Origin of the sequence: Streptomyces sp. NPDC052036, assembly GCF_040680495.1 — a bacterium.
GTDB lineage: Bacteria > Actinomycetota > Actinomycetes > Streptomycetales > Streptomycetaceae > Streptomyces.
On sequence record NZ_JBFAWW010000040.1, the window covers coordinates 50,288 to 71,772 of the forward strand.

Sequence of the window (21,485 nt, forward strand, 5' to 3'; positions counted from 1 at the left end):
ACAGGGCACGGCGAGCACGGAAGGACCACCCTTGAGCGGCATCGCGACCGGCCCCACCACCGAGGTCCGGCTGTTCGGATTCCACCACGCCGGGGGGTCGAGCGCTCTGTTCCACCCCTGGCGTCGGCTGCTCCCGGCCGGCTGGGAGCTGCGGGCGCTCGATGCGCCCGGACACGGCACCCTGATGAGACATCAGCCGATCGACGACCTCGACGCGCTCCTCGCGCACTTCCTCGACGTGGTCCGGCCCGAACCGGAGGTCCCCTACGCCTTCTTCGGGCACAGCATGGGGGGCATCGTCGCCTACGAACTGACCCGCAGGCTGATCGCGGAGGGACGCGTTCCGCCGGTATGGCTCGGCGTCTCCGCCTGCCGGGCGCCCGGCACGCCGCTCTCCGTCCACCGGCACACGCTCGACGACGAGGGGCTGCGCCGGAGCATCGCCGAACTGGGCGGCACCCCCGCGCAACTGCTGGACAACCCGGCCCTGTGGGAGATCTTCGGCCGGCTCATCCGGTCCGATCTGCGGCTGGTGGAGACCTGGCACTCCGAGCCGGGCCGGCCGCTGCGCGTGCCCCTGTCGGTCTTCGGCGGCCGTGACGATGTCTCCCCGCCGCCGGAGCAGCTGGCCGCGTGGACCGGGCGGTCCTCCGCGTTTCTCGGTATGCGGATGTTCGACGGGGGCCACTTCTACTTCGGCGCCGACCCGGGGCCCCTGCTCACGCAGGTCGTACGGGATGTGCGCACCGCCGTGGACGCCGCCGCGCAGAGGGTCGGATGAGCCCCGCCGTGGCCTGCCGGGTGTGGTGGGCCGCTGCCGACGACCACCGGCCGGAGCTGGACGCCCTGCTCGGGCCCGCCGAGGCCGTGCGCCGCGACCGGTACGCCCGGGCGGCGGACCGCCGTCGCTTCACCGTGTCCGCCGCCCTGCTGCGGCTCGCCGCCGCACGGGAGTTGGGGTGTGCGCCGCAGGAGGTGCCGGTGGTGCGGGACTGCCCGGGCTGTGCCGTACCGCATGGACGGCCCCGTGTCGGTGGGCCGGTGCATGTGTCGGTGTCGTACGCGGGGCAGGCCGTCGCCGTCGCGGTGAGCACGGGCGCGGCGGTCGGTCTCGACGCGGCCGAGGCCCCGGCCGGCGGCCCGCCCCCGGCGAGCCTGGCCGCCCTCGAACGGGCGCTGCGGCCGGAGGAGCGGGCGGAGCTGGGCGAGGCGCCCGAGCGGATGCGGCCCGGCATGCTGGTGCGGTGGTGGACGTACAAGGAGGCCGTTCTCAAGGCCACCGGGGACGGTCTGCGCGTCCCGCCCACGGACATCGGGGTGAGCGAGCGGTCCGGGTCCGCCCGGCTGACGGCCTATCCGGGCCGTCCCGAACTCCTGGGCGGCGGGGCGGTGTTGCGGTCGGCCGGGGCGTCCCTCACCCGACTCTTTCCGGCGGCCATGGCGTCCGTCGCGTTCTTGGTGGATCGTGGAACCCGTGTCGATCACGTACGAGGGGAAGACGGCCGGGAGCTGCTCGGCACCGTCGCAGCGCGCTGAGGCACTTCCCGGGCGCGCCGGCACGACCGCACCGGCATCATCGAGGGGAGACACGCTGTGACGGGACAGGCAAGGCCGCGGCTGACGGTCGTGGGCAGCGGAGGGCAGCCCTATCGGGAGTACTCCTTCCGAGCGCTCGTCGAGGACTACGAGCTGACGGCGGTCCTGCCGACGCCCCCCACCTGGCAGTCCGGGTATCTGGCGGACCATCGGGTGGTCGACTGCACGGACCCGGGCGCGATCGCCGCCGCGGTGTCCGAACTCGCCGGGCCGGACGGGCGGACGGGGGTGTTCACCTGGGACGAGCTGGTCCTCGAAGCCACCGCCGCGGCCGCCGGAAAGCTCGGGCTGCCGCATATGTCGGCCACCGCGGTGGCCCGGTGCCGGGACAAGTATCTGACGAGGTCGCTGATGGCCGAGGCGGGGCTGCCCTCGCCCCGCCACCGGCTGGTGCGGTCCGCGGACGAGGCGGCGCGCGCGGCGGCGGAGTTCGGCTGGCCGGTCGTGGTGAAGCCGCGTTCCCTGGCGGGCAGCATCGGGGTGGTCAGGGCCGAGGACGAGGCCGCGGTCCGTACGGCGTTCGAGCTGGCCTCCGGGGCGGCGTACGCCACGCTGCCGGCCGGTGAGGGCATCCTCGTCGAGGAGTATCTGGACGGCCCCGAGATCAGTGTGGACAGCGTTGTCTTCGAGGATGAGGTCCGCTGTGTGCATGTGGCCCGCAAGCGGCTCGGGTTCCCGCCCTACTTCGAGGAGGTGGGCCATCTGGTGACGGCCGTCACCTCCGAGGCGCTGGAGCCGGAGGTGGTGGAGCTGGTGCGCGCCGCGCACCAGGTACTCGGGGTCGACTTCGGTGTCACGCACGCCGAGGTCCGGCTCACCCCGGCCGGGCCCCGGCTGGTCGAGCTGAACGGACGGCTCGGCGGGGACCTGATCCCCTTGATCAGCCGGATGGCCACCGGGATCGACCTGGTGAAGGCCGCCGCCGAGATCGCCCTGGGCCGGGCGCCCCGGCTCTCCGAGGCCCCGGGCGGCGGGCAGGGCCGCACGGCGGAGGTCCGCTTCGTCTATCCCGCGCAGGACTGCGAGGTGCGCGGCGTCGACCTCCAGGAGGCGGCCGCCGTGCCCGGCATCGTCCACGCCACGGTGCTGGCGCCGCCCGGAACACGGCTGCTGCTGCCGCCGAAGAACCCGATTCCGCGGCTCGCGGCACTGATCGCGGTGGCCGACGACGAAAAGGCCGCGGGGCACGCGCTGGACGTCGCCGAGCAGAAGGTCGTGGCGGACACCGTCCCGCTGCCCGGCTGAGCACGGGCCCGGAGCCGGTCCGGGAGCGAGCGGCACGACCCGCGGTCGGGTCGGGTGCCGGCTTCCGGCCGGCTCCTAGCTCTCGGCCGGTGCCTTGGCGAGGCGGGCGACGAAGAAGCCCTCGAAGGTGTCGGTGGGCGCCACCCGGACGGCGTCCTTCACGCGCTCGTCGAACTTCATGCCGCGCCAGGAGGTCACCCCGGGCAGGAACGACGGCTCGGAGAAGTCCAGGGGCTCCACGGTGAGGTCCTTGTGCCGTTCCAGGTTCTTGCTGACCGGGAACTCGTTCTCCTCGGGGCTCAGGGTGCAGGTGGAGTACACCATGACGCCGCCGGGTCGCAGCAGCTTGTAGGCCGCGGTGATCATCTTGGTCTGGAGGAACTTGTACTTCTCGATGCGCTCCTCGGACCAGAACTTCAGGGAGCTGGGGCGGCGCAGATCGATCCGTCCCTCGCCGGAGCACTGGACGTCCAGCAGGATGCGGTCGAAGGACTCGGGGGGCAGCGACTTGTCGATGTACTGCGCGGGGTGCGTGGTCAGCTCCGCGTAGCGCACGTTGTACAGCTCGGCCAGCTCGCCCATCTTGCGGGCGCGGGGGGCGGCGCCGTCGTTCAGCCACAGCCGGCAGTCGTTGCCTACGCGCGCGGCGACGTGGAAGGCCTTTCCGCCGGGGGCGGCGGCCACGTCGAGGAAGTCCTCGCCGGGGCGCGGCGCCAGCGCGACGGGCGGGATGAGGCTGGAGGCGTTCTGCAGATAGACCCGACCCTGGTGGGCCAGCTCCAGCATGTCCTCGAAGCCGTCGTTCTCCGGCCACAGGAAGGTGTGCTCGCACCAGTCGACCGGGAAGGCCTTGGGCGCCTTCTCGTGGACGGCCCGCAGCGTGTCCTGGTAGGTCTCCTCGTCGAGCAGCCGGTTGACCCGGATGGAGGTCGGGCGGGCACCCCGGAAGATCTCCTTGACCTCGGTCGGTCGGATCCGGAGGACCTCGGCCATACGCTGCTCGAACTGGCGGATGGTCCGCGCACTGGACACGGCCGGGCTCCTTTCTGGCCGACCCCGCGGTCGGAAGGTCTCTGGGCCACCAGTCTCTCACTCGACGGTGGCCCACAGATCCGCCCGGCGGAGCGGCCGGAACCTCCGGCCTATTCGAACAGGAGTTTGACGCGCTTCCGGGTCTCCTCGTGCAGATACGGGATCCGGTCGACGTCCGTGCAGTGGTAGAAGGCGTCGTAGGTGTACATCCAGCCCTCACGGGTGGCCTTCGACTCGCCCCGGGCCGGCACCCGGTGGCCCGGCTCCAGATACTGCTGCTCGAAGTCGAACTCCGGCTGGGCGTGCACCCAGTCCAGCCCGGTGAACTCCTTGAAGATCCCGGACTCCTCGGCGTTAACGAACACCCCGAGGAGGAAGCCCTCCTTGGCGCGCGGATACGTCCGCGGCAGCGGCTCGCCCATCTGGAGCTTGCGGCCCATGTCCCGGACGTCGACGTCGAGCCACGCCATGAGCGTCTTGGCCACGCTGCCGCCGCCGATCCGCGGGTTCACCTCGATGATCGACACGCGCTCGCCGTCCCACTTCAGCTCGATGTGGACGAAGGTGTCGTCCACGCCGAGCTTGCGCAGCGCGTCCTGGAGGATCACGCGGATGCGCTCCTCCTCCTCGGCCGAGACGAAGGGGGTCGGGCAGACGTTCGCCGTCTCCAGCCGGAACCCGCCTTCCTCGGCCCAGAGCAGCTTCTCCTGGATGAGCAGCGACACCAGCTGGCCGCTCTGCATGAACGCCTCGAAGGACAGCTCCCGGCCCTCGCCGATGAACGACTCCAGCAGCACCTCGCCGCGCGGGTCCCACATCCGGGTCCCGTCGTTGAACGGGCCGTGCGGATGGCCCGCCCGCAGGCCCTCGAAGGTCTCCGCCAGCTCGTCGTAGGCGCGCTCCGGGTCCTGGACGATCTCCACGAAGGCGCTCGCCGTGCCCCAGATCGGCTTGATCACAAAGGGCACACCCAGCCGCTCGACCACTGCGGCGACGTTCTCCCGGGACAGGTCCGCGGCCTTGAACACCTCGGTGCGCAGCGGCAGCATGCCGCCCAGCACCTCCCGCAGCCGGGGCTTGATACGGCAGTTCAGCTGTCCCTCGAAGCCGGGGAAGTCCATGCCGAGGCGGCGCGCGGCACCCAACTGCACCGGCCAGATCTTGTCGTTGAGGATCGAGAACCGGTCGAGCCTGCCACGGTAGGGACTCAGCGCCTCCACCACGGCGTCCTCGGAGAAGACATCGGAACAGACGATCACTTCGTCCGCGCACTCCTCGTAGACCGAGACGAACTCGGCGGCGCAGAGGAAGAGAACGGGAACGCCGTGCTCGCGAAGACTTCGGGCGCGGTTTCGCAACTCCGGCCAGAGTTCCATTCCAGGAATGGACACCTCGACGAAATATCCCGTATCCACGGACGAGTTGTGCTGGTCCATTGCATTCACGATGGTCACGCTAACACCGGCCCGCAGGGGCGGCAAGGTTCGATGAAGCCTTCCGTCAAGGGAGGTGACGGTATGTCAAGCGAGGTCCACGGATCTCGGGCACCGGGCGTGGAGTTCTTGCGGGTGATCCCCCGGACCTCATAGGATCCGAGCGGCCGATGGAATGGCGGGGGAGGTGGCCGGTGAGCACGACCGAGACAGGCTTCGACGATACCGCTGTCGTTTCGGCCAGAGGCCTGAAAAAGCAGTTCGGCTCGTTCGAAGCGGTGTCCGGCATCGATTTCGAGGTGGCCCGCGGCGAGGCATTCGGCCTGCTGGGGCCGAACGGCGCGGGCAAGTCCTCGACGATGCGGATGATCGCCTGCACCTCTCCCCGCACCGGCGGCACCCTGAGCGTGCTCGGCATGGACCCGCAGACGCACGGCCCGGCCATCCGGGCCCGTATCGGCACCGTCCCGCAGACCGACAACCTGGACATGGAGCTGACCGTACGGCAGAACCTCCAGACCTACGGGCGGTACTTCGGCCTGTCGCGGGCGCATGTGCGCAGCAAGGCGGTCGAGCTGATGGAGTTCGCCCGGCTCTCCGACCGCGCGGACGACGAGGTCGAGCCGCTGTCCGGCGGCATGAAGAGACGGCTGGCCATCGCCCGCGGTCTGGTCAACGACCCCGAGGTGCTGCTCCTGGACGAGCCGACCACCGGGCTCGACCCGCAGGCCCGGCATCTGCTGTGGGAACGGCTGTTCCGGCTCAAGCAGAGCGGTGTCACCCTCATCCTGACCACGCACTACATGGACGAGGCCGAGCAGTTGTGCGACCGGCTGATGGTGATGGACGGCGGCCGGATCGTCGCCGAGGGGTCCCCCGCCGGGCTCATCGAGCAGTACTCCACCCGTGAGGTGCTGGAGCTGCGCTTCCACCCCGGCACCCAGACCCGGTACGTGTCCGCGGTGGAGGACCTTGCCGAGCGCGTCGAGGTACTGCCGGACCGGCTGCTGCTCTACACCAAGAACGCCGACGCGACGGCGACCCGCGTCTTCGAGCGGGACGTCCGTCCGCTGTCCAGCCTGGTGCGGCGCTCCACCCTGGAGGACGTCTTCCTGCGGCTGACCGGCCGGACGCTGGTGGACTGAGATGGCCACCGACACCTCCCAGCAGACCCTCGCCCCGCCCGCCCGGGCCACGGGCACCGTGGTCGGCCCCTGGCGGGCCGCGGCGTTGCGCCTGGAGGTCCAGTGGACCTGGTACCGGCGCTACTGGCGCGCGAACCTGTACTCCTCCGGCCTCCAGCCGCTGCTGTTCCTCAGCGCGATGGGCCTCGGCCTCGGCTCCCAGGTCAAGGACGGCTCGTTTCTCGGCGGGCACACCTATCTCCAGTACATCGCCCCGACGCTGCTGGTCAGCGGCATCGTGGCCACTGCGGTGAACGAGGCGGGCCACCCCGTGCTGTCCGGCTTCAAGTGGAAGCAGGACTACATCGCGGTCGTCGCCACGCCCATCACCCCCCAACAGCTTTACGGGGCGCAGCTGCTGTGGATCGCCATGCGCCTGTCAATCTCCGCGGTGATCTACGGGATCACCGCCGCCCTCTTCGGGGCGTGGACCGGATTCGGGGTGCTGCTCGCCCTTCCGCTGACGGTGTTCACCGGGGCGGCCTGCGCCGCACCGGTCATGGCCTTCGCCGCCGTCACCCGGGGAGAGGGGCACGCCTTCGTCGCCCTGAACCGGTTCGTCGTGCTGCCGATGACCCTGTTCGCCGGCACCTACTTCCCCGTCGACCGGCTGCCCGGGCCGTGTCTGCCCCTGGTGTGGATCTCTCCGATCTGGCACGGCAACGAGCTGGTCAGAGGGGTCACGCTGGGCGGTCTGTCGCCCCTGTCGGCCCTCGGGCACGCGCTGTTCCTGCTGGCCATGCTGGTCATCGGCGTGCTGCTCGGCCGCCGGAGCTTCTCTCGCAGGCTGGTGGTCTGACGTGAACGAGCCGACGGCCTCCGCCCGGATCCCCGCGGCCACTGCCCCCGGTGCACGCCCCACCGTCGGCGGGCGGCCCGTCGGCGGCGGTCCGCTGCTGCGGATGCTGCCCTCCAGCTCGTACTCCGGACTGTCCTTCCGCCTGGTCGAGCGCAGTGTGCTGCTGTACTCCCGGGCCTGGCTGGTGCTGGTGTCCGGGGTCTTCGAGCCGCTGTTCTATCTGCTGGCGTTCCAGGTCGGGTTCAGCTCGCTGATCGGCGAGGTGACGGGTCCGGACGGCCGTCCCATGAGCTACGTGGCGTTCGTCGCCCCGGCGCTGCTCGTGGCCTCCGCGATGAACGGCGCGGTCTACGAGACGCTGAGCATCTTCTACAAGCTGCGCTTCGACCGGCTCTACGACGCGGTGCTGGCGACCCCCATGGGGACGCTGGACGTGGCGATCGGCGAGATCTCCTGGGCGGTGCTGCGCAGTGGTCTGTACGCGACGGCGTTCCTCGGCGTGATGGCGGCCATGGGGCTCGCCACGTCCCCGTGGGCCCTGCTGCTGATCCCGACGGCCCTGCTCATCGCGACCGCGTTCGCGGCGATCGGCATGGTGTGCGCGACGCTGCTGAGGTCGTCCTCGCAGTTCGACTACATCCACGCCGTCGTGATGCCGATGTTCCTGTTCTCCACGACCTTCTACCCGATGTCGGTGTACCCGGCGTCGCTGCGCTGGCTGGTGGAGCTGTCGCCGCTCTACCACGGCATCGAGCTGGCCCGGGGACTGTCCGTCGGGGTCCTGGACCCGACCATGATCGGGCATGTCGGGTTCCTCGCCGTGCTGGCCGCCGGCGGGCTGTACATCGCCTCTCGCCGGATCGGGAAGCTGCTGCTGAGCTGAGTTCGAGGCACGCCGAAGGGGGGTGGCCGGGACGCGGGTCCCGGCCACCCCGCCGTCGTCCGGGGCCGGTCCGGAGGGTTTCAGAGAGTGGGAGCCAGCTCGTACCACCTGACGGGGGGATCGTCCGCCCGCAGCGGCAGCAGGAACCGGTCGATCTCCAGATCGGCCAGGGGGTAGCGCTGGAATCCGTCCCGGAATCGCTGGCGTATCGCCTCGGAACGCGGGTGGTAGTCGTCTTTCGACAGCACCCGCACGATCGCCGCCTCGGGCTGGAGCATGAAGAGGAAATGGCCTTCTACACCATTCATGTACCGCGAATGGTCATGCGGGTAGCACGGCGCGAACACACTGATGAAACATTCCTCTCCCTCCAGTACGAAGTACCACCGGGGATCGGTCGCGATCGCCGGGTCGAGACCCGCGGGAGCCGCTTCGGTGAGATTCCGGTGCAGGAACTCGACGAAATTCCGGAAAACCTGGGTCAGCTCGTCGAACGTGTCGCCGAACACCCGGGTGGGAAAGGCGTAGACGAATCCGTCGATGACATCGCGGTCCAGAATCCGCAGGAAGCGGCGCACGGCCGGCAGGGACGCCTTCATGTTGTCCTCGAACGAGCGGTCCTCGTCGTAGGACGGCGGTCCCCACAGCACCGACTTCTGGGCGAACGGGCAGAAGGTCTCCGTCTGAATGGGGCGGATGAGGCGGAGCGACTCGGCCCGGGACGGGTCGAACTCCGACTCCGCCGCCGCGCGGTCCATGCCCCGGGTGGACTCCAGCAGCCGCACCAGCTGCTCGCTGAGCTCCTCGTACGAGGCGAAGCCCGCGATCGCGGCCCTCAGCAGGTCGGGCAGCAGCCGGCGCAGGGACGCCAGGCCCGGATCGCTGCCCTGCCGGGCGTCGGAGCGATGGAAGACCATGGTCCGGCGGACCGGCTCGGCGGCCGCGGTCAGCCGGTCCACGGCCTCCGGCAGCGGCAGCGGCCGCTCGGGCCACAGCGACGCCTCGGTCAGGTCGGCGGGCCAGGACGCCTCGATGAAGGCCTGTTGCAGCGAGATTCCGTAGCCGTTGGCCAGGGCCACCGCCGCGACGATCACCTCGGCGAGGTGCCGCCCCGCGGCGGACCGGTCGGCGGCATCGCCGCCACCGGCCTCGCGCAGGGCGGCGACCCGCTCGGCGAGATACACATCGGCCGGGTCCGGCGCCCAGTACGGGCCCCGGTCCTCGACCATGCGGCGCACCGCCTCCTGGATGCGCGCGATGTGCGGCCTCATCCCGCCGCCCCCTCCGCGCCTCCTTCCGAGACGTCCTTACGCACGAGGAACGGTCCGATCGCCAGATAGTCGATCTCGGTCTTGAGGAAGGTGGCCAGGGCGTCGGCCGGCGAGCAGATGATGGGCTCCTGGTCGTTGAACGAGGTGTTCAGGACCATGGGGACACCCGTGAGCGCCTCGAACTCGCTGATGATGCGGTGGAAGCGCGGGTTGACGTCGGCGCGGACGGCCTGGATGCGGCAGGTGTTGTCGACGTGCAGGACGGCACCCATCCGGTCGTACTTGTCGGCCTTCGCCGGGTACGCCATCAGCATGAAGTCGCCCGCACTGGTCTCCTTGGCGACCTCGAACCACTCGGGCACCGCCTCGCTGAGCACGCTGGGCGCCAGCGGACGGAAGTACTCCCGGTGCTTGACCTTGTGGTTGAGGTCGTCACGCATGGAGCGGCTGCGGGGGTCGCCGATGATGCTGCGGTTGCCGAGCGCCCGGGGTCCGAGTTCCATCGCGCCCTGGAACAGCCCGATGACATGGCCCTCGCTGAGCAGGTGCGCCACCTGCTTCTCGAAGTCCTCGGGGCGCTCCACAACCAGGTTGTCGCGGGCGGACAGCTCCTTCTCGATCTCCGCCTCGGTGTACGACGGGCCCCAGTAGGCGTGGCGCATCTCCGGGCCGCGCTGCCGGCCGAGGATCGCGTTCCACACATGGAGGGCGGCGCCCAGGGACAGTCCGCCGTCGTGCGCCGCGGGCTGGACGTACAGCTCGTCGAACGGGCCCTGCTCGAAGGCCACCTGGTTGGTGACGCAGTTGAGGGCGACACCGCCCGCGAGGCAGAGCCTGCTCGCGCCCGTCATGTCGTGCAGATGGCGCGCCATGTGCAGGACCAGTTCGTTGGTCTTCTCCTGGAGCGCCGCGGCGAGGTCGTGGTGGACGTCCTCCAGCGGCTCCTCGGGGCGGCGCGGCCGGACGCCGAGCACCGACTCCAGGCCCGAGGTGTCGGCCGACGGCGGGTAGTACAGGATGTCGCTGAACTTCAGCAGGTCGTGGCGCATGTCGAAGCCGCCGTCCTCGGTGGTCCACGCGAGCCGGTCGAAGCCCTCCGCGAACCGCGCCGGGTCGCCGTACGCGGCGAGGCCCATGACCTTGGCGGCGTCGTAGACCCCGAAGCCGAGGAAGACCGACACCAGTTCCCACAGATAGCCGATGGAGGCCGGGTAGCGGACGCTCTGCACGCACTCCAGGGCGTTGCCCTGGCCGTGGTAGAGGCGGGTCGAGTAGGCGTCGTCGCCGAGCGCGTCGACGACCAGCACAGCGGCGTCGGGGAAGGCGGACGCGAAGTATGCCGACGCGCCGTGCGCGGTGTGGTGCGCCACCCAGTGGAAGTCGCCGGTGAAGCCCAACTCGGCGAACTTCTTGGGGATGTTGGGCAGGGTGGCGAGGAACAGCGCCTGCTTCTCGCTGTTGTCCCAGGGGGAGGGCAGTCCGCCGTCCTTGACGGCCTGGATCTCCGCGGGGTCGGCCGCGCAGGTGACGTGGTCCACGTCCGCCAGGGTGATGCCCGCCTTGTCCAGGCAGAACCGGATGGCGTTCACGGGCAGTTCGTCGGGGTTGTCGGCGCGTGCCTGCTTGCCGTGCTTGACGCGGTTGAAGCGCTCCTCCTCCGCCGACGCGACCAGTTCGCCGTCCTTCAGCAGAGCGGCCGAGGACTCGTGGTAGACCGAGTTGATGCCGAGGATGTACATGGGGGCTCCCATCGTGAGCGGTCAGACCAGCGGCTGGTAGGCGAGACGGGGGAAGTAGTCCTCACGGGTGCCCTCGCGCCGCACGTCCCAGGTGGCGCAGTGCAGGGAGCCGCCGTACTCGAAGACGTTGCGGAAGGGGACGGTGAAGACCTCGAAGCCGAGCTTGTCGAGCAGGTCCTGCAGGGGCTTCTCCTGCTCCTCGCAGATCAGCTTCGTCGGGGAGACGCTGAGCACGTTCATCGACAGCCACTTGGAGGACTGGCAGTACAGCGGCATCTCGTCGTTGTTCAGGACCGGCTGCGGGGCCTCGACCAGCTCCCAGTCGTTGTCCAGGAACATCCGCTCCTCGCCCTCGCGCAGCGGGCGCTCCGGGTTGGTGAGGATCAGCCCCGGGCGCAGCGGTACGAAGGTGCAGTCGATGTGCGAGGGGAAGAAGTCCAGCGGGAAGTGGACCGGGTGGACGCGGAAGCCGCGCGGCTCCAGATGGCGCCTGAGCCAGTGGATGCCGGCCCGGTTGGTGGTCATCGACTCCTGGACCAGGATGTCGCGGCCCAGCCGGCTCATGTCGGCGGCGTCGAAGACGACCTCGTCCTGGGTGATGCAGAACTCGAAGGAGTGCATCTTGGCGTGCCGCTCCTCGAGCGGCCAGTCCCAGAACTCCTCGCGGTACATACCGTCGGCCATCGACGGCTTGGGCGCGGTCGTCCACTCGACGCGCGGGTCGGCGTTCCAGTACTCGTAGACCAGCTTGCGGTAGGGCTGGTACTCGAAGTACCGGGCGCGGCGCGACATGGTGGCCTCGATGATCTCGTTGCCCATGGTGATCATCACATCGCGCGGGCAGACCGCGCAGTACTGGTTCTCCACCTCGAAGTCGGGCGTGCGCACCGGGGCGGAGAAGTCGTGCGACTCGGGGCGGCGCACGGTGACGCCCTGGGACTGAAGCACCCGGACCAGGCCGTCCAGTTCCTCGTTGGCCCGGTCGATGGCCTCCTTGGACTTGGGGCCGGTGGGGAACGGGGTGCCGGGCGCGTTGCGGACGGCGGGCCGACTGCCCGGCTCCACGGGTTCGAAGAAGGCGTTGTCGGCGGAGCCGACCACCATCTCCTGCAGCGGGTCCCACTCGTTCCACGAGTTGACGATCAGCGGCTTGTCCATGAGCGGTACCTGTCTCCTGGTATCGGATGTGCGGGTGTCGTGACGGGCCGCGCGGGTTCGGTCGCGGACCTCGGCCGCGGGCTCAGTCGTAGGCCTTGGAGAAGAGCTCCACCACATAGGGGCCGAACTGGACGGGCTCGTGGCGCGGCGGGTTGTCGTCGTCGCAGCAGACGTCCAGCGGGCTGATCACGGCGTCGTAGGCGGGCTCGAAGAAGAAGGGGATCGAGTAGCGGTCGACGGCCCCCGGGAGCTGGACGCGGTGCCAGGTGGCGCGGTAGCGGTCGTTGGTCCAGCGCTCCATCATCTGGCCAATGTTGACGAGGAAGGTCCCGGGGATGTGCGGTGCCGGGATCCACGCCCCCTCCGCGTTGAGCACCTCCAGGCCGCCCACCTCGTCCTGCTGGAGCACCGCGAGGAAGCCGTAGTCGACATGGGCGCCGAAGCCGTGGTCGACCTCGTCCATCGCCAGCTTCTCGGGCGCGTTCCTGCCGATGGTCTCGTTGTACGGCGGGTAGTGCACCATCCGCAGGTCGCTCAGCTCCACACCGTGGTAGGGCGCGAAGTAGTGCTCGTCGATGCCGAGGCTGAGGGCCATGCCGGCGGCGATCCGGGCGCTCAGGCCGTACAACTGGTCCCAGGCGCGCATCACGGTGTCCCGGAACGACGGCAGCGCCGGGGGCCACTGGCCCGGGTCGTCCAGGGGGTGGGCACCGGCGCGCCGGGCGGCCGCGGCGGCGATGGTGCTGGCCTGCCGGCCGGACTCCGGCTGGAGGTCCAGGCACTCGTGCCAGTCCGTCTTGCCCGCGGTGACCTCGCCGCCCAGCGGGACATAGCCGCGGAACTGTTCGGTGATGCCGAGCCGGATCTTCATCTTCTCCTCCAGGGGGAGGGCGAAGAAGTCCCGGGCCGCGCCGAACAGGGCGCGGCTGTCCGCCTCGGAGACGCCATGGTCGGTGATGTAGAAGAAGCCGACGTCCCGGCAGGCCTCGCCGATCCGCTCCACGGTCAGCCGCAGCTCCTCGGGGTCGGGGTCGGCGGTGACCAGCGGGCCGATGCCGATGACCGGGACTTCCTTGAAGGCCGTTCCGTGGGTGTTGTGGTTCATTGCCCCTCTCCGTTCCCGGTGTCCGTGCCGTCGTTGTTCCGCCCGGGGAAGATCACGTTCATGCGAGCCCACTCCAGCTCGCCGACCGGGATGGCCGGGTTCAGCTCCCGGCCCCCGGCGAGCCATGAGTTGCCGTCGGGCACCGCGAGGGGGCCGCTCAGCCGCGGGCCTGCCGCGCGGTCCACCGGGACCAGCGGGCGGCGCAGGTCGGGCAGGAAGAACGACGCGTAGGAAAGTCGCTCGGCACGCAGCGCCGAGTTGTGGACGCGGTGCGGGCAGGCCCGGTAGTAGCCGTGCGTCCACACCTCCATCAGTTCGCCGCCGAACACCGATAAGACATCGGCGGGCGGCTCCACCGGCAGCCAGCGGCCGTCAGCCGCCTCGGCCTCCAGTCCGGGCTGCTCCTGGAGGCTGACGGTCAGCAACCCGCTGTCGGTGTGCCGTCCCAGCCGGGCCTGGTCGGCGCCGAAGCCGGCCGGGTCGCGATAACGGATCAGCCGCGAGTACGAGCACAGCTCGCCGGCCGTGACGGTGTCGTCCGCGTCGGCCGACTGGTCCAGGGTGAGCAGCAGGCCGCGCAGCACCGCCAGGGCGACACGGTCCATGGCCGCCGAGTACGCCTCGACCACGGGCCGGAAGCGGGGCAGCACGGACGCGTCGGGCCACTGGTTCGGCCCGTACAGGGCGGCGTGCCAGGGCTGCTCCTCGCCCTCGGGCGCGGCGGTCTCCTTGCCGAACTCGAAGGACTCCTTCAGATCGGGTACGCCGCCCGTGTACTCGGCGCCCTGCGCGACATAGCCCCGGTAGTTGGCCGACTTGTCGATGTCCAACGCCTGCTTGGTCTCCTCGGGCAGCGCGAAGAACGCCTGTGTCTGCCCGTGGAGGGCGGGGAAGAACTCGGGGCCGAGCTCGGCCCGGGCGTCGACATGGACGAGGGCGTGTGTACGGAGCGCGTCGTGCAGCTGGTCGAGCGTCGCGGGCCGGGCGGCCTCCAGGTCGGCGAGTGCGAGTACCGGTATCACGGGCTCTCCTCGGGTCGGGGCTGTGTCTGTGCTCGGTCGGTTCAGCTCGGCAGCTCCTCGACACGCCTCTCCGGACGGGCGGCCAGTTCCTCCAGCAGCGCCCGGAACCGGGCGGCCCAGGCGCGGACCCGGGCGTCGTCGAAGAGGTCGGTGCGGTAGTCGAAGTCCAGGCGCAGCCCGCCGTCGTGCTCCAGGGCGTCGAGGCGGAAGTCCGTGAGCGCGAACCGGGTCGGCACGGGCCGGAATTCGGCCTTGAGCCCGTCGAAGTCGGGGCACGGGGTGGCACGGTCCAGGTTGAAGACGGTACGCAGCGGCAGCGGGAAGGCGGCGGGGTCCGCACCGAGCACGTCGCGCAGCCGGGTGAACGGCACCTCCTGGTGCTCGAACGCGGCCAGCACTTCCTGCCGGGTGGCCCGCAGCAGGCCGGCGAGGGTGGCGTCCGCGGCCAGGGTGCTGCGCACCGGCAGGAAGTGGGCGCAGTAGCCGACGGCCGACTCGCTGCCCTTGAGGGAGCGGCCCGCCTGGGGGGTGCCGACCACGATGTCGTCCTGCCCGGTCAGTTCGTGGACGAGCAGGTTGTACGCGGTGAGCAGGGTCATGAACAGGCTCGCCTTGTGGGCCCGTCCGGTCTTCTTGACCGCGGTGAGCAGCTCGGCGTCGAGGGTGGTGGAGAAGCGGGCGCCCTCGTGCGAGCCCGGGTCGCCGCCCCGGTCGCGGTCGGCGGGCAGCAGCGTGTCGGGGAAGCCGTCGCGGAACCGATCCAGCCAGTACGTCTGCTGCTCGGCGAGCTCGGGCCGCCGCTGTTGCTGCCACTGCACGATGTCCCGGTGCTGGAGGGGACGGCCGAGCGTCACGGGGGTGCCGCGGCGTTCGGCGGTGTAGAGGGCGGCCAGCTCCTCGGTGAGGACGGAGACGGACCAGCCGTCGGAGACTATGTGGTGGGCGAGCAGGGCCAGGTCGTGCAGATCGTCGGCGAGCCGGAGCACGACGATGCGCAGCAGCGGCCCCTCGGCCGGGGAGAACGGCCGCGCCATGGCCTCCCGCCACCAGGCCTCCACCGCCTCGTCCCGCCGCTCGGCGGCGACCTCGGTGAGATCGACGGTCTCCACCGGGATGTCGACGGCGGTCCGCACCTCGGCGGTGCCGCTCGCGCCGCCGTCGGGGAAGACCGTGCGCAGCGCCTCGTGGCGGGCGGTCAGGGCGGCCACGGCGCGGCGCAGTGCGGGCAGGTCGAGGGGACCGCGCAGCCGGATGTCCTCGGGGACCGTCCAGGAGGGCGCGCCCTCGGCGGCGGCGCGTTCCAGGGCCAGCAGGGGCCGCTGCTCCTCGCCGAGGGGGACGGGCCGTGCGGCGGCACCCGGGGCGGGCGGCAGGAACTCCCCCTCGCGCATGGCCGCGACGGACTCCTTGACGGCGGTGACGATGCCGTCGATGTCCTCGTCGGTGTGCGCGGTGGACAGGAAGCAGGTGCGTCCTTCCCAGAGGTAGATGCCCCGGGTCAGAAGGTGGAAGTGGAACACCTCGATCTCCAGCGGCTGGTACGCGTAGCTGGCGTTGCCGCGCCACGCGAACCGGAACACCGAGGAGAAGTGCAGGACCCGGATGGGCACCTCCCCGGCCTCGAAGAAGGCGTTGAGGGTCTCCGCGAGCCGGGTGGTGCGCGCGGTGAGGGCCTCCTGGAGCGCGGGGCCCTGGTCGCGCAGGTGACGCAGGATGCCCCGGGCACTGGCCATGGCGAGCGGGTGCATCTCGAACGTGGACCCGATGTAGGTCTTCTCGCTGTCGGGGTCGGGGCCCGGCCCGTCGGCCCACACCCCGCCGTCGACGCGGTCCAGGTACTCGGCCTTGCCGGCCACGACGCTCACCGGCAGGCCGCCGCCGACGACCTTCCCGTACGCGACGATGTCGGCCTGCACCCCGAAGTAGGCCTGCGCGCCGCCCGGGTGGACCCGGAAGCCGGTGATCACCTCGTCGAAGACGAGGGGGATGCCGAGGCGTGCCGTCAGCTCCCGCAGGTCCTTCAGGAACTCCGCGGGCTGGAGCGCGGGGTTGCGGCTCTGCACGGGCTCGACGAGCACACCGGCCAGCTGGTCCGCGTGCTCCTCGATGCTCCTCAGGGCCGAGGCGGCGCCGTAGGTGAGGATCAGCGGGTCCTGGGCGGACTGCGGGGAGATGCCGGGCGCCATCGGGACGGAGTGCGTGGGGTCGCCGAGCACGTCCGGCAGGGCGAGCACCCGGTCGTCCTGGCCGTGGTAGGACCCGGAGAACATCACGAACCGGGAGCGGCCGGTCGCCGCCTGGGCCATGCGCAGCGCGCCCCGGACCGCGTCGGTCCCGGTCACCGCGAAGAACAGCCGCTCCATGCCGGTCATCTCGCACACCAGCTCGGCGACCTCGTCGGACAGCGACGAGATGGGGCCGAGCTGGAGGCCGTGGCCCAGCCGGTCGGCGACGGCCCCGGCGACGAAGTCGGGGTCGTGGCCGCACAGCAGCACGCCGACGCCCATGGCGATGTCGATGTACTCGTTTCCGTCGATGTCCCAGAAGTGGGCGCCGTGCGCCCGCTCGCCGATGACGGGGTACGACACGGAGCGGGTCTCGGGCCGCACCGACCGCATCCGGGTGTCGGCCCGCCGCGCCCGGTGGTCGACGGCCCGTGCCAGCGAGCCCGCGGTCCGCTTCTTGTACGTGTCCAGCAGCTCGTCCAGGTGCGCCCGCTGGGCGGGGGTCAGCTCCCGGGGCGGCGCGCCGGCCGGGGCGGGGCGCTGCGCGGCACCGGACCCGGTGGCACCGGGCTGAGCGGCGGGGGCCGGTGCGGGAGCCGTCTCGCGGCGGGGTGCGGACAGGACGGGGGCGGTCTCGCCGTGCCCGGCCAGCACCTCCAACTGGCGCTGCATCACCTGGAGTTGCGCCGCCATCAGCTGGGCGAGGCCGCCCTGGTCCGCGGCGGCCGGGAGGACGGGCAGGGCGGCGGGGGCGGACAGCTGTGCCGGGGCGGGCGCGTCGCCCGGCAGGGGGTGCCCGGCCGGGACGAGGGCGTCCAGGTGCTCGGCGATGGCCTCGGGGGTGTCCAGGTCGTCGAAGAGGCGGCCGACGGTGAGCGTGATGCCGTAGAGATCGGTGATGTCCTGGATGATTCGCACCATCAGCAGCGAGTCCGCCCCGAGGTCGACGAGGGTGGTCCCGGGCGCCATGTCCCAGACCTCCATCTCCAGTCCGACGCCCACGCGTTCGCGCAGGTCGGCGAGGATGCGCTCGCGCCGCCCGGCCTCGGTGGCCGGCGCGGGGGCGTACACCTGGGACGAGGCTTGCTCAGGCACGGTGGGCTCTTCTCTCCGGGCGAACCAGTGGGGAGTGCGCTGGAAGGGATACGTGGGGGCGGGCACACGACGACGCGGGTACGGGCCGTCGAACGCGGCCCAGTCGACGTCCACACCCGCGGTGTACAACTCGGCGACGCTGTGCAGCAGTTGCTTCCAGTCGTCGCGGCCCTCCCACAGGGAGGACGGCCAGCGCACGGCGGGCCCGGTCCAGCTCTGCCGACCCAGCAGTTGCAGCACCGGCTGCGGACCGATCTCCAGGATCGCGCCGGGTTCCTCCCGCGTGAGGGCGGCCATGCCGTCCAGGAACCGGACCGGCTCGCGCATATGACGGCACCAGTAGGCGGCGTCCACCGCGTCGACCGGTGCGCCGGTCACGTTCGAGATCATCTTCACCCGGGGCGCGGTGTAGGCGACCTGCGCGGCGGCCTTCTCGTACGCGGCGAGCGCGGGCTCGATCATCGGGGAGTGCGGGGCGTGCGGGATGCGCAGCGGGCGGCCGTCCAGCCCCCGGGCCTTCAGCGCCGCGAGCGCCTCGGCGACGGCGTCGGCGGTGCCCGCGATCAGGGTCTCGCGGGGCCCGTTCAGCCCGGCGACGCCGACCTGCCCGGCGAAGGGTTCGAGCACCGGCACGACCTTGTCCGCCGGGGCGAGGACCGCCGCCGTGGCGCCACCCGAGGTGGTGTCCTCGATGAGCCGGGCGCGACGGGCGACCAGCCCGAGCCCGTCCTCCAGGCTGAAGAAGCCCGCCACGCAGGCGGCCGCGTACTCGCCCGTGCTGTGGCCGAGCACGACCTGCGGCTCGACCCCCCACGAGCGCCACAGCTCCGCCAGCGCGTACTCCAGCGCGAAGAGCGCGGGCTGGGCGTGCGAGGTGCGGTCGATCAGGCTCTGCCCCGGGCCGTCGGGCCTCGGGTACAGCACGTCGAGCAGGGGCGCGTCCAGCAGTCCCTGCCCGCGCAGGATCTCGTCGCAGGTCTCCAGGGTGCGCCGGAAGCCCGGGTGCGTGTCGAACAGCTGCCGGCCCATGCCCGCGTACTGGGAGCCCTGGCCGGTGAACAGGAACGCGACGCCGGGTCGCGCGGAGGCATGGCCCGACGAGACACGGGCGCGGCGCCCCTCCGCGTAGGCGGCCAGCAGCCCGGCCGCCTCGGCGCCGTCCGCCGCGGGGACCGCCAGCCGGTGCGGATGGACCGAACGCGCCGTGCCGGCGGTGTGGGCCGCGTCGGCGAGCGAGGGCGCGCCGGGGCCGGTCAGGAACGCGGCGTAGCGGCCGGCAAGTTCACGCAGGGCCTCGGGGGTGCGCGCGGACAGCGGCAGTACATGACGGGGGCGGTCGGGGTCCTGGGCCGCGTCGGGTGCGGCGGGGTCCGTGGGGACGGTCGTGGCGGGGGTGGCGGTGGCGGGCGCCGCCTCCAAGACGACGTGGGCGTTGGTCCCGCTGAAGCCGAAGGAGCTGACTCCGGCGGCGCGGGCGCCTTCGGGCCACGCCCGAAGCTCGGTGGGCACCTCCACGGGCAGGTCCGCCCACGGGATGTGCGGGTTGGGTTCCCGGAAGTTGAGGTTGGCGGGCACCTGGCGGTGCCGGAGCACCTGCACCGCCTTGATGAGTCCGGCGGCCCCGGCGGCGGCCTCCAGATGTCCGATGTTGGTCTTCGCGGCGCCGATCAGCAGCGGGCCCGCCGGGCCGCGGTCGGCGAAGACCGCGCCGAGCGCCTCCACCTCGATGGGGTCGCCGAGTTGGGTGCCGGTGCCGTGCGCCTCGACGTAGCCCACCTCGTGCGGCGCGATCCCGGCGTCCGCCAGGGCCGCCCGGATGACCTCCTGCTGGGCGAGGCCGTTGGGCGCGGTCAGTCCGTTGGTCCGTCCGTCCTGGTTGACGGCGGTGCCCCGGATCACCGCGTGCACCGGGTCGCCCGCCGCGACGGCGTCCGCGAGCCGCTTCAGTACGACGATGCCCGCGCCCTCTCCGCGTGCGTAGCCGTCGGCGCGACTGTCGAAGGTCTTGCAGCGGCCGTCGGCGGCGAGCGCGGAACCCTTGCAGAACGCGATGAACGCGTCCGGCGACAGCATCAGGCTGGCTCCGCCGGCGAGCGCCATGTCGCACTCGCCGGAGCGCAGGCCGCGGACCGCCAGATGCACGGCCACCAGGGCCGACGAGCAGGCCGTGTCCAGGGCCAGGCTGGGGCCGCGCAGCCCGAGGTGGTAGGAGAGCCGGCCGCTCGCCACGCTCAGGGCCGTGCCCGTCACATCGTGCATCTCCACGGAGTGCGCGGCCGAACGCTGCATCTGGTGGAGGTACTCGGCCTCCGAGATGCCGACGAACACACCGGTACGGCTGCCGCCCAGCCGGCGCGGGTCGTGCCCGGAGTCCTCCAGCGCCTCCCACGCCACTTCGAGCAGCAGCCGCTGCTGCGGGTCCAGTCGTTTGGCCTCGCGCGGCGAGATCCCGAAGAAGCCGGTGTCGAACCCGGCGACGTCGTCGAGGAAACCGCCACGGCGGCAGTACATACGGTCCTCGGCGCCGGGGTCGGGGTCGTAGAGCCCGTCCACGTCCCACCGGTCGGCGGGGATGTCCCCGATCGCCTCGCGGCCGGCGCGCAGCAGTTCCCAGTAGGCGCCCGGGTCGGGGGCCGACGGCAGGCGGCAGCCCATGCCGATGACGGCGATCGGCTGCGACCGTTCCTGTTCGAGTTCGCGGACCCGGGTCTGCAGTCCGCGGATGGCGGTGAGCGCCTTGCGCAGTCGGAGCGCGTCGTTGCTGTCGTGGTGGTCGGTCACGGCGTGGCGTCCTCATCGTCGTTCAGCAGCAGGTCGAGTTCGCGGTCGACAAGCGCCCGCAGGTCGTCCAGGGGCAGGGCGTCCGGGCTGTCGGAGGCGTCGGGGCCTTCGGCGGCGTCCGCCGTGCCGGGGGCTTGCGCGGCTGCCGCCGCGCCGCCGGGCTCCGGGGCGAGGCCGAGCTGTTCCTCCAGATGGGCCTGGAGCTGCTCGACCGTGGGGTGGTTGAAGGCGACGGTCGAGCCGAGCGACACCTCCAGATCGCGCTGGAGGCGGTTGCGCAGCTCTACGACCATCAGCGAGTCCATGCCGAGTTCGGAGAACGTGGTGTGCCCGTCGACGCGGTACCCGGCGGGCAGCTCCATCAGGGTGATGAGCTGCCGCTCCAGATAGCCGCGCAGCATCCCGGAACGCTCGGCGGCCGGCGCCTGCGTCAGCCGGGTGCGCCAGGACTCGGCGCGGACGGCCGGGGCGGGCTCGGCGCCGTCACCGGAACCCGCTCGGCGGGGACGGTCGCGTCCGACGGTCGGCATGACACCGATCTGCGCGACGGGGGCACCGAGGAGGGCCATGAACGCGTCGGCGCCCTGCTCCGGAGGGATCATCGCGGTGCCGGTCCTGGCCATACGGTCGGCCATGGGGGCGGCCATGCCGACCTCCGCCCAGGGACCCCAGTTGACCGCGAGACCGGGCAGGCCGTCGGCCCGGCGGCGGGCCATCAGCACGTCCAGGAAGGCGTTCGCCGCAGCGTAGTTGCCCTGGCCGCCGTCCTCCAGGAGGGCGGCGACGGACGAGAAGGCGACGAAGAAGTCCAACGGCACCTTCCTGGCCCGCAGCACCCGGTCCAACTCCCCCGCACCCACCACCTTCGGCCCGAACACCCGCCCGAACCGCTCCCCCGACTGCGCCCCCAACACCCC

At 71.6% G+C, this 21,485-nt stretch carries 15 protein-coding genes; 6 read left to right on the top strand and 9 right to left on the bottom strand.

Annotated elements, in window-relative coordinates; translation table 11 throughout:
* Positions 1-31 precede the first annotated feature (31 nt).
* The 3 genes from AB0L95_RS35045 to AB0L95_RS35055 are packed head-to-tail and all read left to right on the top strand — an operon-like array spanning position 32 to position 2,841.
* Positions 32-781: an alpha/beta fold hydrolase gene (locus AB0L95_RS35045; protein WP_365169024.1), complete on the top strand. Its 750-nt coding sequence runs from the start codon at positions 32-34 to the stop codon at positions 779-781.
* Positions 778-1,536 (top strand): 4'-phosphopantetheinyl transferase superfamily protein, encoded by a 759-nt coding sequence (locus AB0L95_RS35050; RefSeq protein ID WP_365169026.1) that lies wholly within the window; start codon positions 778-780, stop codon positions 1,534-1,536. The genes AB0L95_RS35045 and AB0L95_RS35050 overlap by 4 nt, the downstream gene beginning before the upstream one ends.
* 57 nt (positions 1,537-1,593) lie before the next feature.
* The gene (locus AB0L95_RS35055; protein ID WP_365169029.1) at positions 1,594-2,841 is read left to right on the top strand and encodes an ATP-grasp domain-containing protein; all 1,248 of its coding nucleotides are present in this window, start codon (positions 1,594-1,596) and stop codon (positions 2,839-2,841) included.
* 75 nt (positions 2,842-2,916) lie between these two features.
* Here the strand turns inward: AB0L95_RS35055 and AB0L95_RS35060 are convergent, their stop codons facing one another.
* Positions 2,917-3,873, bottom strand: coding sequence for an RsmB/NOP family class I SAM-dependent RNA methyltransferase (locus AB0L95_RS35060; protein ID WP_365169032.1), 957 nt, complete (start codon positions 3,871-3,873; stop codon positions 2,917-2,919).
* Positions 3,874-3,983: 110 nt separating this feature from the next.
* On the bottom strand, positions 3,984-5,309 hold the full coding sequence (locus AB0L95_RS35065) for an ATP-grasp domain-containing protein (RefSeq protein ID WP_365169035.1): 1,326 nt from the start codon (positions 5,307-5,309) through the stop codon (positions 3,984-3,986).
* A 191-nt stretch (positions 5,310-5,500) separates the two neighbouring features.
* On the opposite strand from AB0L95_RS35065, the gene AB0L95_RS35070 reads away from it, so the two are divergent.
* The 3 genes from AB0L95_RS35070 to AB0L95_RS35080 are packed head-to-tail and all read left to right on the top strand — an operon-like array spanning position 5,501 to position 8,172.
* Entirely contained in the window at positions 5,501-6,451 is a 951-nt protein-coding gene (locus AB0L95_RS35070; protein ID WP_365169038.1) for an ATP-binding cassette domain-containing protein, read from the top strand.
* A gap of 1 nt (position 6,452) precedes the next feature.
* Complete coding sequence (locus AB0L95_RS35075) at positions 6,453-7,289, top strand: ABC transporter permease (protein WP_365169041.1); 837 nt, start codon at positions 6,453-6,455, stop codon at positions 7,287-7,289.
* A 1-nt stretch (position 7,290) separates the two neighbouring features.
* Positions 7,291-8,172 carry an ABC transporter permease gene (locus tag AB0L95_RS35080; RefSeq protein WP_365169044.1) on the top strand — a complete coding sequence of 294 codons (882 nt, stop codon included), beginning with the start codon at positions 7,291-7,293 and terminating at the stop codon, positions 8,170-8,172.
* Between the two features lie 80 nt (positions 8,173-8,252).
* Here AB0L95_RS35080 and AB0L95_RS35085 read toward each other — a convergent pair whose 3' ends face one another.
* The 7 genes from AB0L95_RS35085 to AB0L95_RS35115 form a co-directional block, all read right to left on the bottom strand.
* Entirely contained in the window at positions 8,253-9,443 is a 1,191-nt protein-coding gene (locus AB0L95_RS35085) for a YqcI/YcgG family protein (RefSeq protein WP_365169047.1), read from the bottom strand.
* Positions 9,440-11,182 carry a carbamoyltransferase C-terminal domain-containing protein gene (locus AB0L95_RS35090; RefSeq protein WP_365169050.1) on the bottom strand — a complete coding sequence of 581 codons (1,743 nt, stop codon included), beginning with the start codon at positions 11,180-11,182 and terminating at the stop codon, positions 9,440-9,442. The genes AB0L95_RS35085 and AB0L95_RS35090 overlap by 4 nt, the downstream gene beginning before the upstream one ends.
* A 21-nt stretch (positions 11,183-11,203) precedes the next feature.
* A complete protein-coding gene (locus tag AB0L95_RS35095) occupies positions 11,204-12,340 on the bottom strand; it encodes a glycine amidinotransferase (protein ID WP_365169053.1) in 1,137 nt (378 codons plus the stop codon).
* A gap of 82 nt (positions 12,341-12,422) precedes the next feature.
* On the bottom strand, positions 12,423-13,445 hold the full coding sequence (locus AB0L95_RS35100) for a 2-oxoglutarate and iron-dependent oxygenase domain-containing protein (protein WP_365169056.1): 1,023 nt from the start codon (positions 13,443-13,445) through the stop codon (positions 12,423-12,425).
* A complete protein-coding gene (locus AB0L95_RS35105) occupies positions 13,442-14,467 on the bottom strand; it encodes a 2-oxoglutarate and iron-dependent oxygenase domain-containing protein (protein WP_365169059.1) in 1,026 nt (341 codons plus the stop codon). The genes AB0L95_RS35100 and AB0L95_RS35105 overlap by 4 nt, the downstream gene beginning before the upstream one ends.
* A 41-nt stretch (positions 14,468-14,508) precedes the next feature.
* Positions 14,509-20,568 (bottom strand): aminotransferase class III-fold pyridoxal phosphate-dependent enzyme, encoded by a 6,060-nt coding sequence (locus tag AB0L95_RS35110; protein WP_365169062.1) that lies wholly within the window; start codon positions 20,566-20,568, stop codon positions 14,509-14,511.
* Positions 20,565-21,485 (bottom strand): beta-ketoacyl reductase (locus AB0L95_RS35115; RefSeq protein WP_365169065.1); only part of this gene is annotated, 921 nt, incomplete at its 5' end. The genes AB0L95_RS35110 and AB0L95_RS35115, both read right to left, overlap by 4 nt.

Coding starts and splice junctions, on each gene's coding strand:
- AB0L95_RS35050 (WP_365169026.1), top strand. CDS start 778: ATGAGCCCCGCCGTGGCCTGCCGGGTGTGGTGGGCCGCTGCCGACGAC.
- AB0L95_RS35065 (WP_365169035.1), bottom strand. CDS start 5,309: ATGGACCAGCACAACTCGTCCGTGGATACGGGATATTTCGTCGAGGTG.
- AB0L95_RS35075 (WP_365169041.1), top strand. CDS start 6,453: ATGGCCACCGACACCTCCCAGCAGACCCTCGCCCCGCCCGCCCGGGCC.
- AB0L95_RS35085 (WP_365169047.1), bottom strand. CDS start 9,443: ATGAGGCCGCACATCGCGCGCATCCAGGAGGCGGTGCGCCGCATGGTC.
- AB0L95_RS35090 (WP_365169050.1), bottom strand. CDS start 11,182: ATGTACATCCTCGGCATCAACTCGGTCTACCACGAGTCCTCGGCCGCT.
- AB0L95_RS35095 (WP_365169053.1), bottom strand. CDS start 12,340: ATGGACAAGCCGCTGATCGTCAACTCGTGGAACGAGTGGGACCCGCTG.
- AB0L95_RS35100 (WP_365169056.1), bottom strand. CDS start 13,445: ATGAACCACAACACCCACGGAACGGCCTTCAAGGAAGTCCCGGTCATC.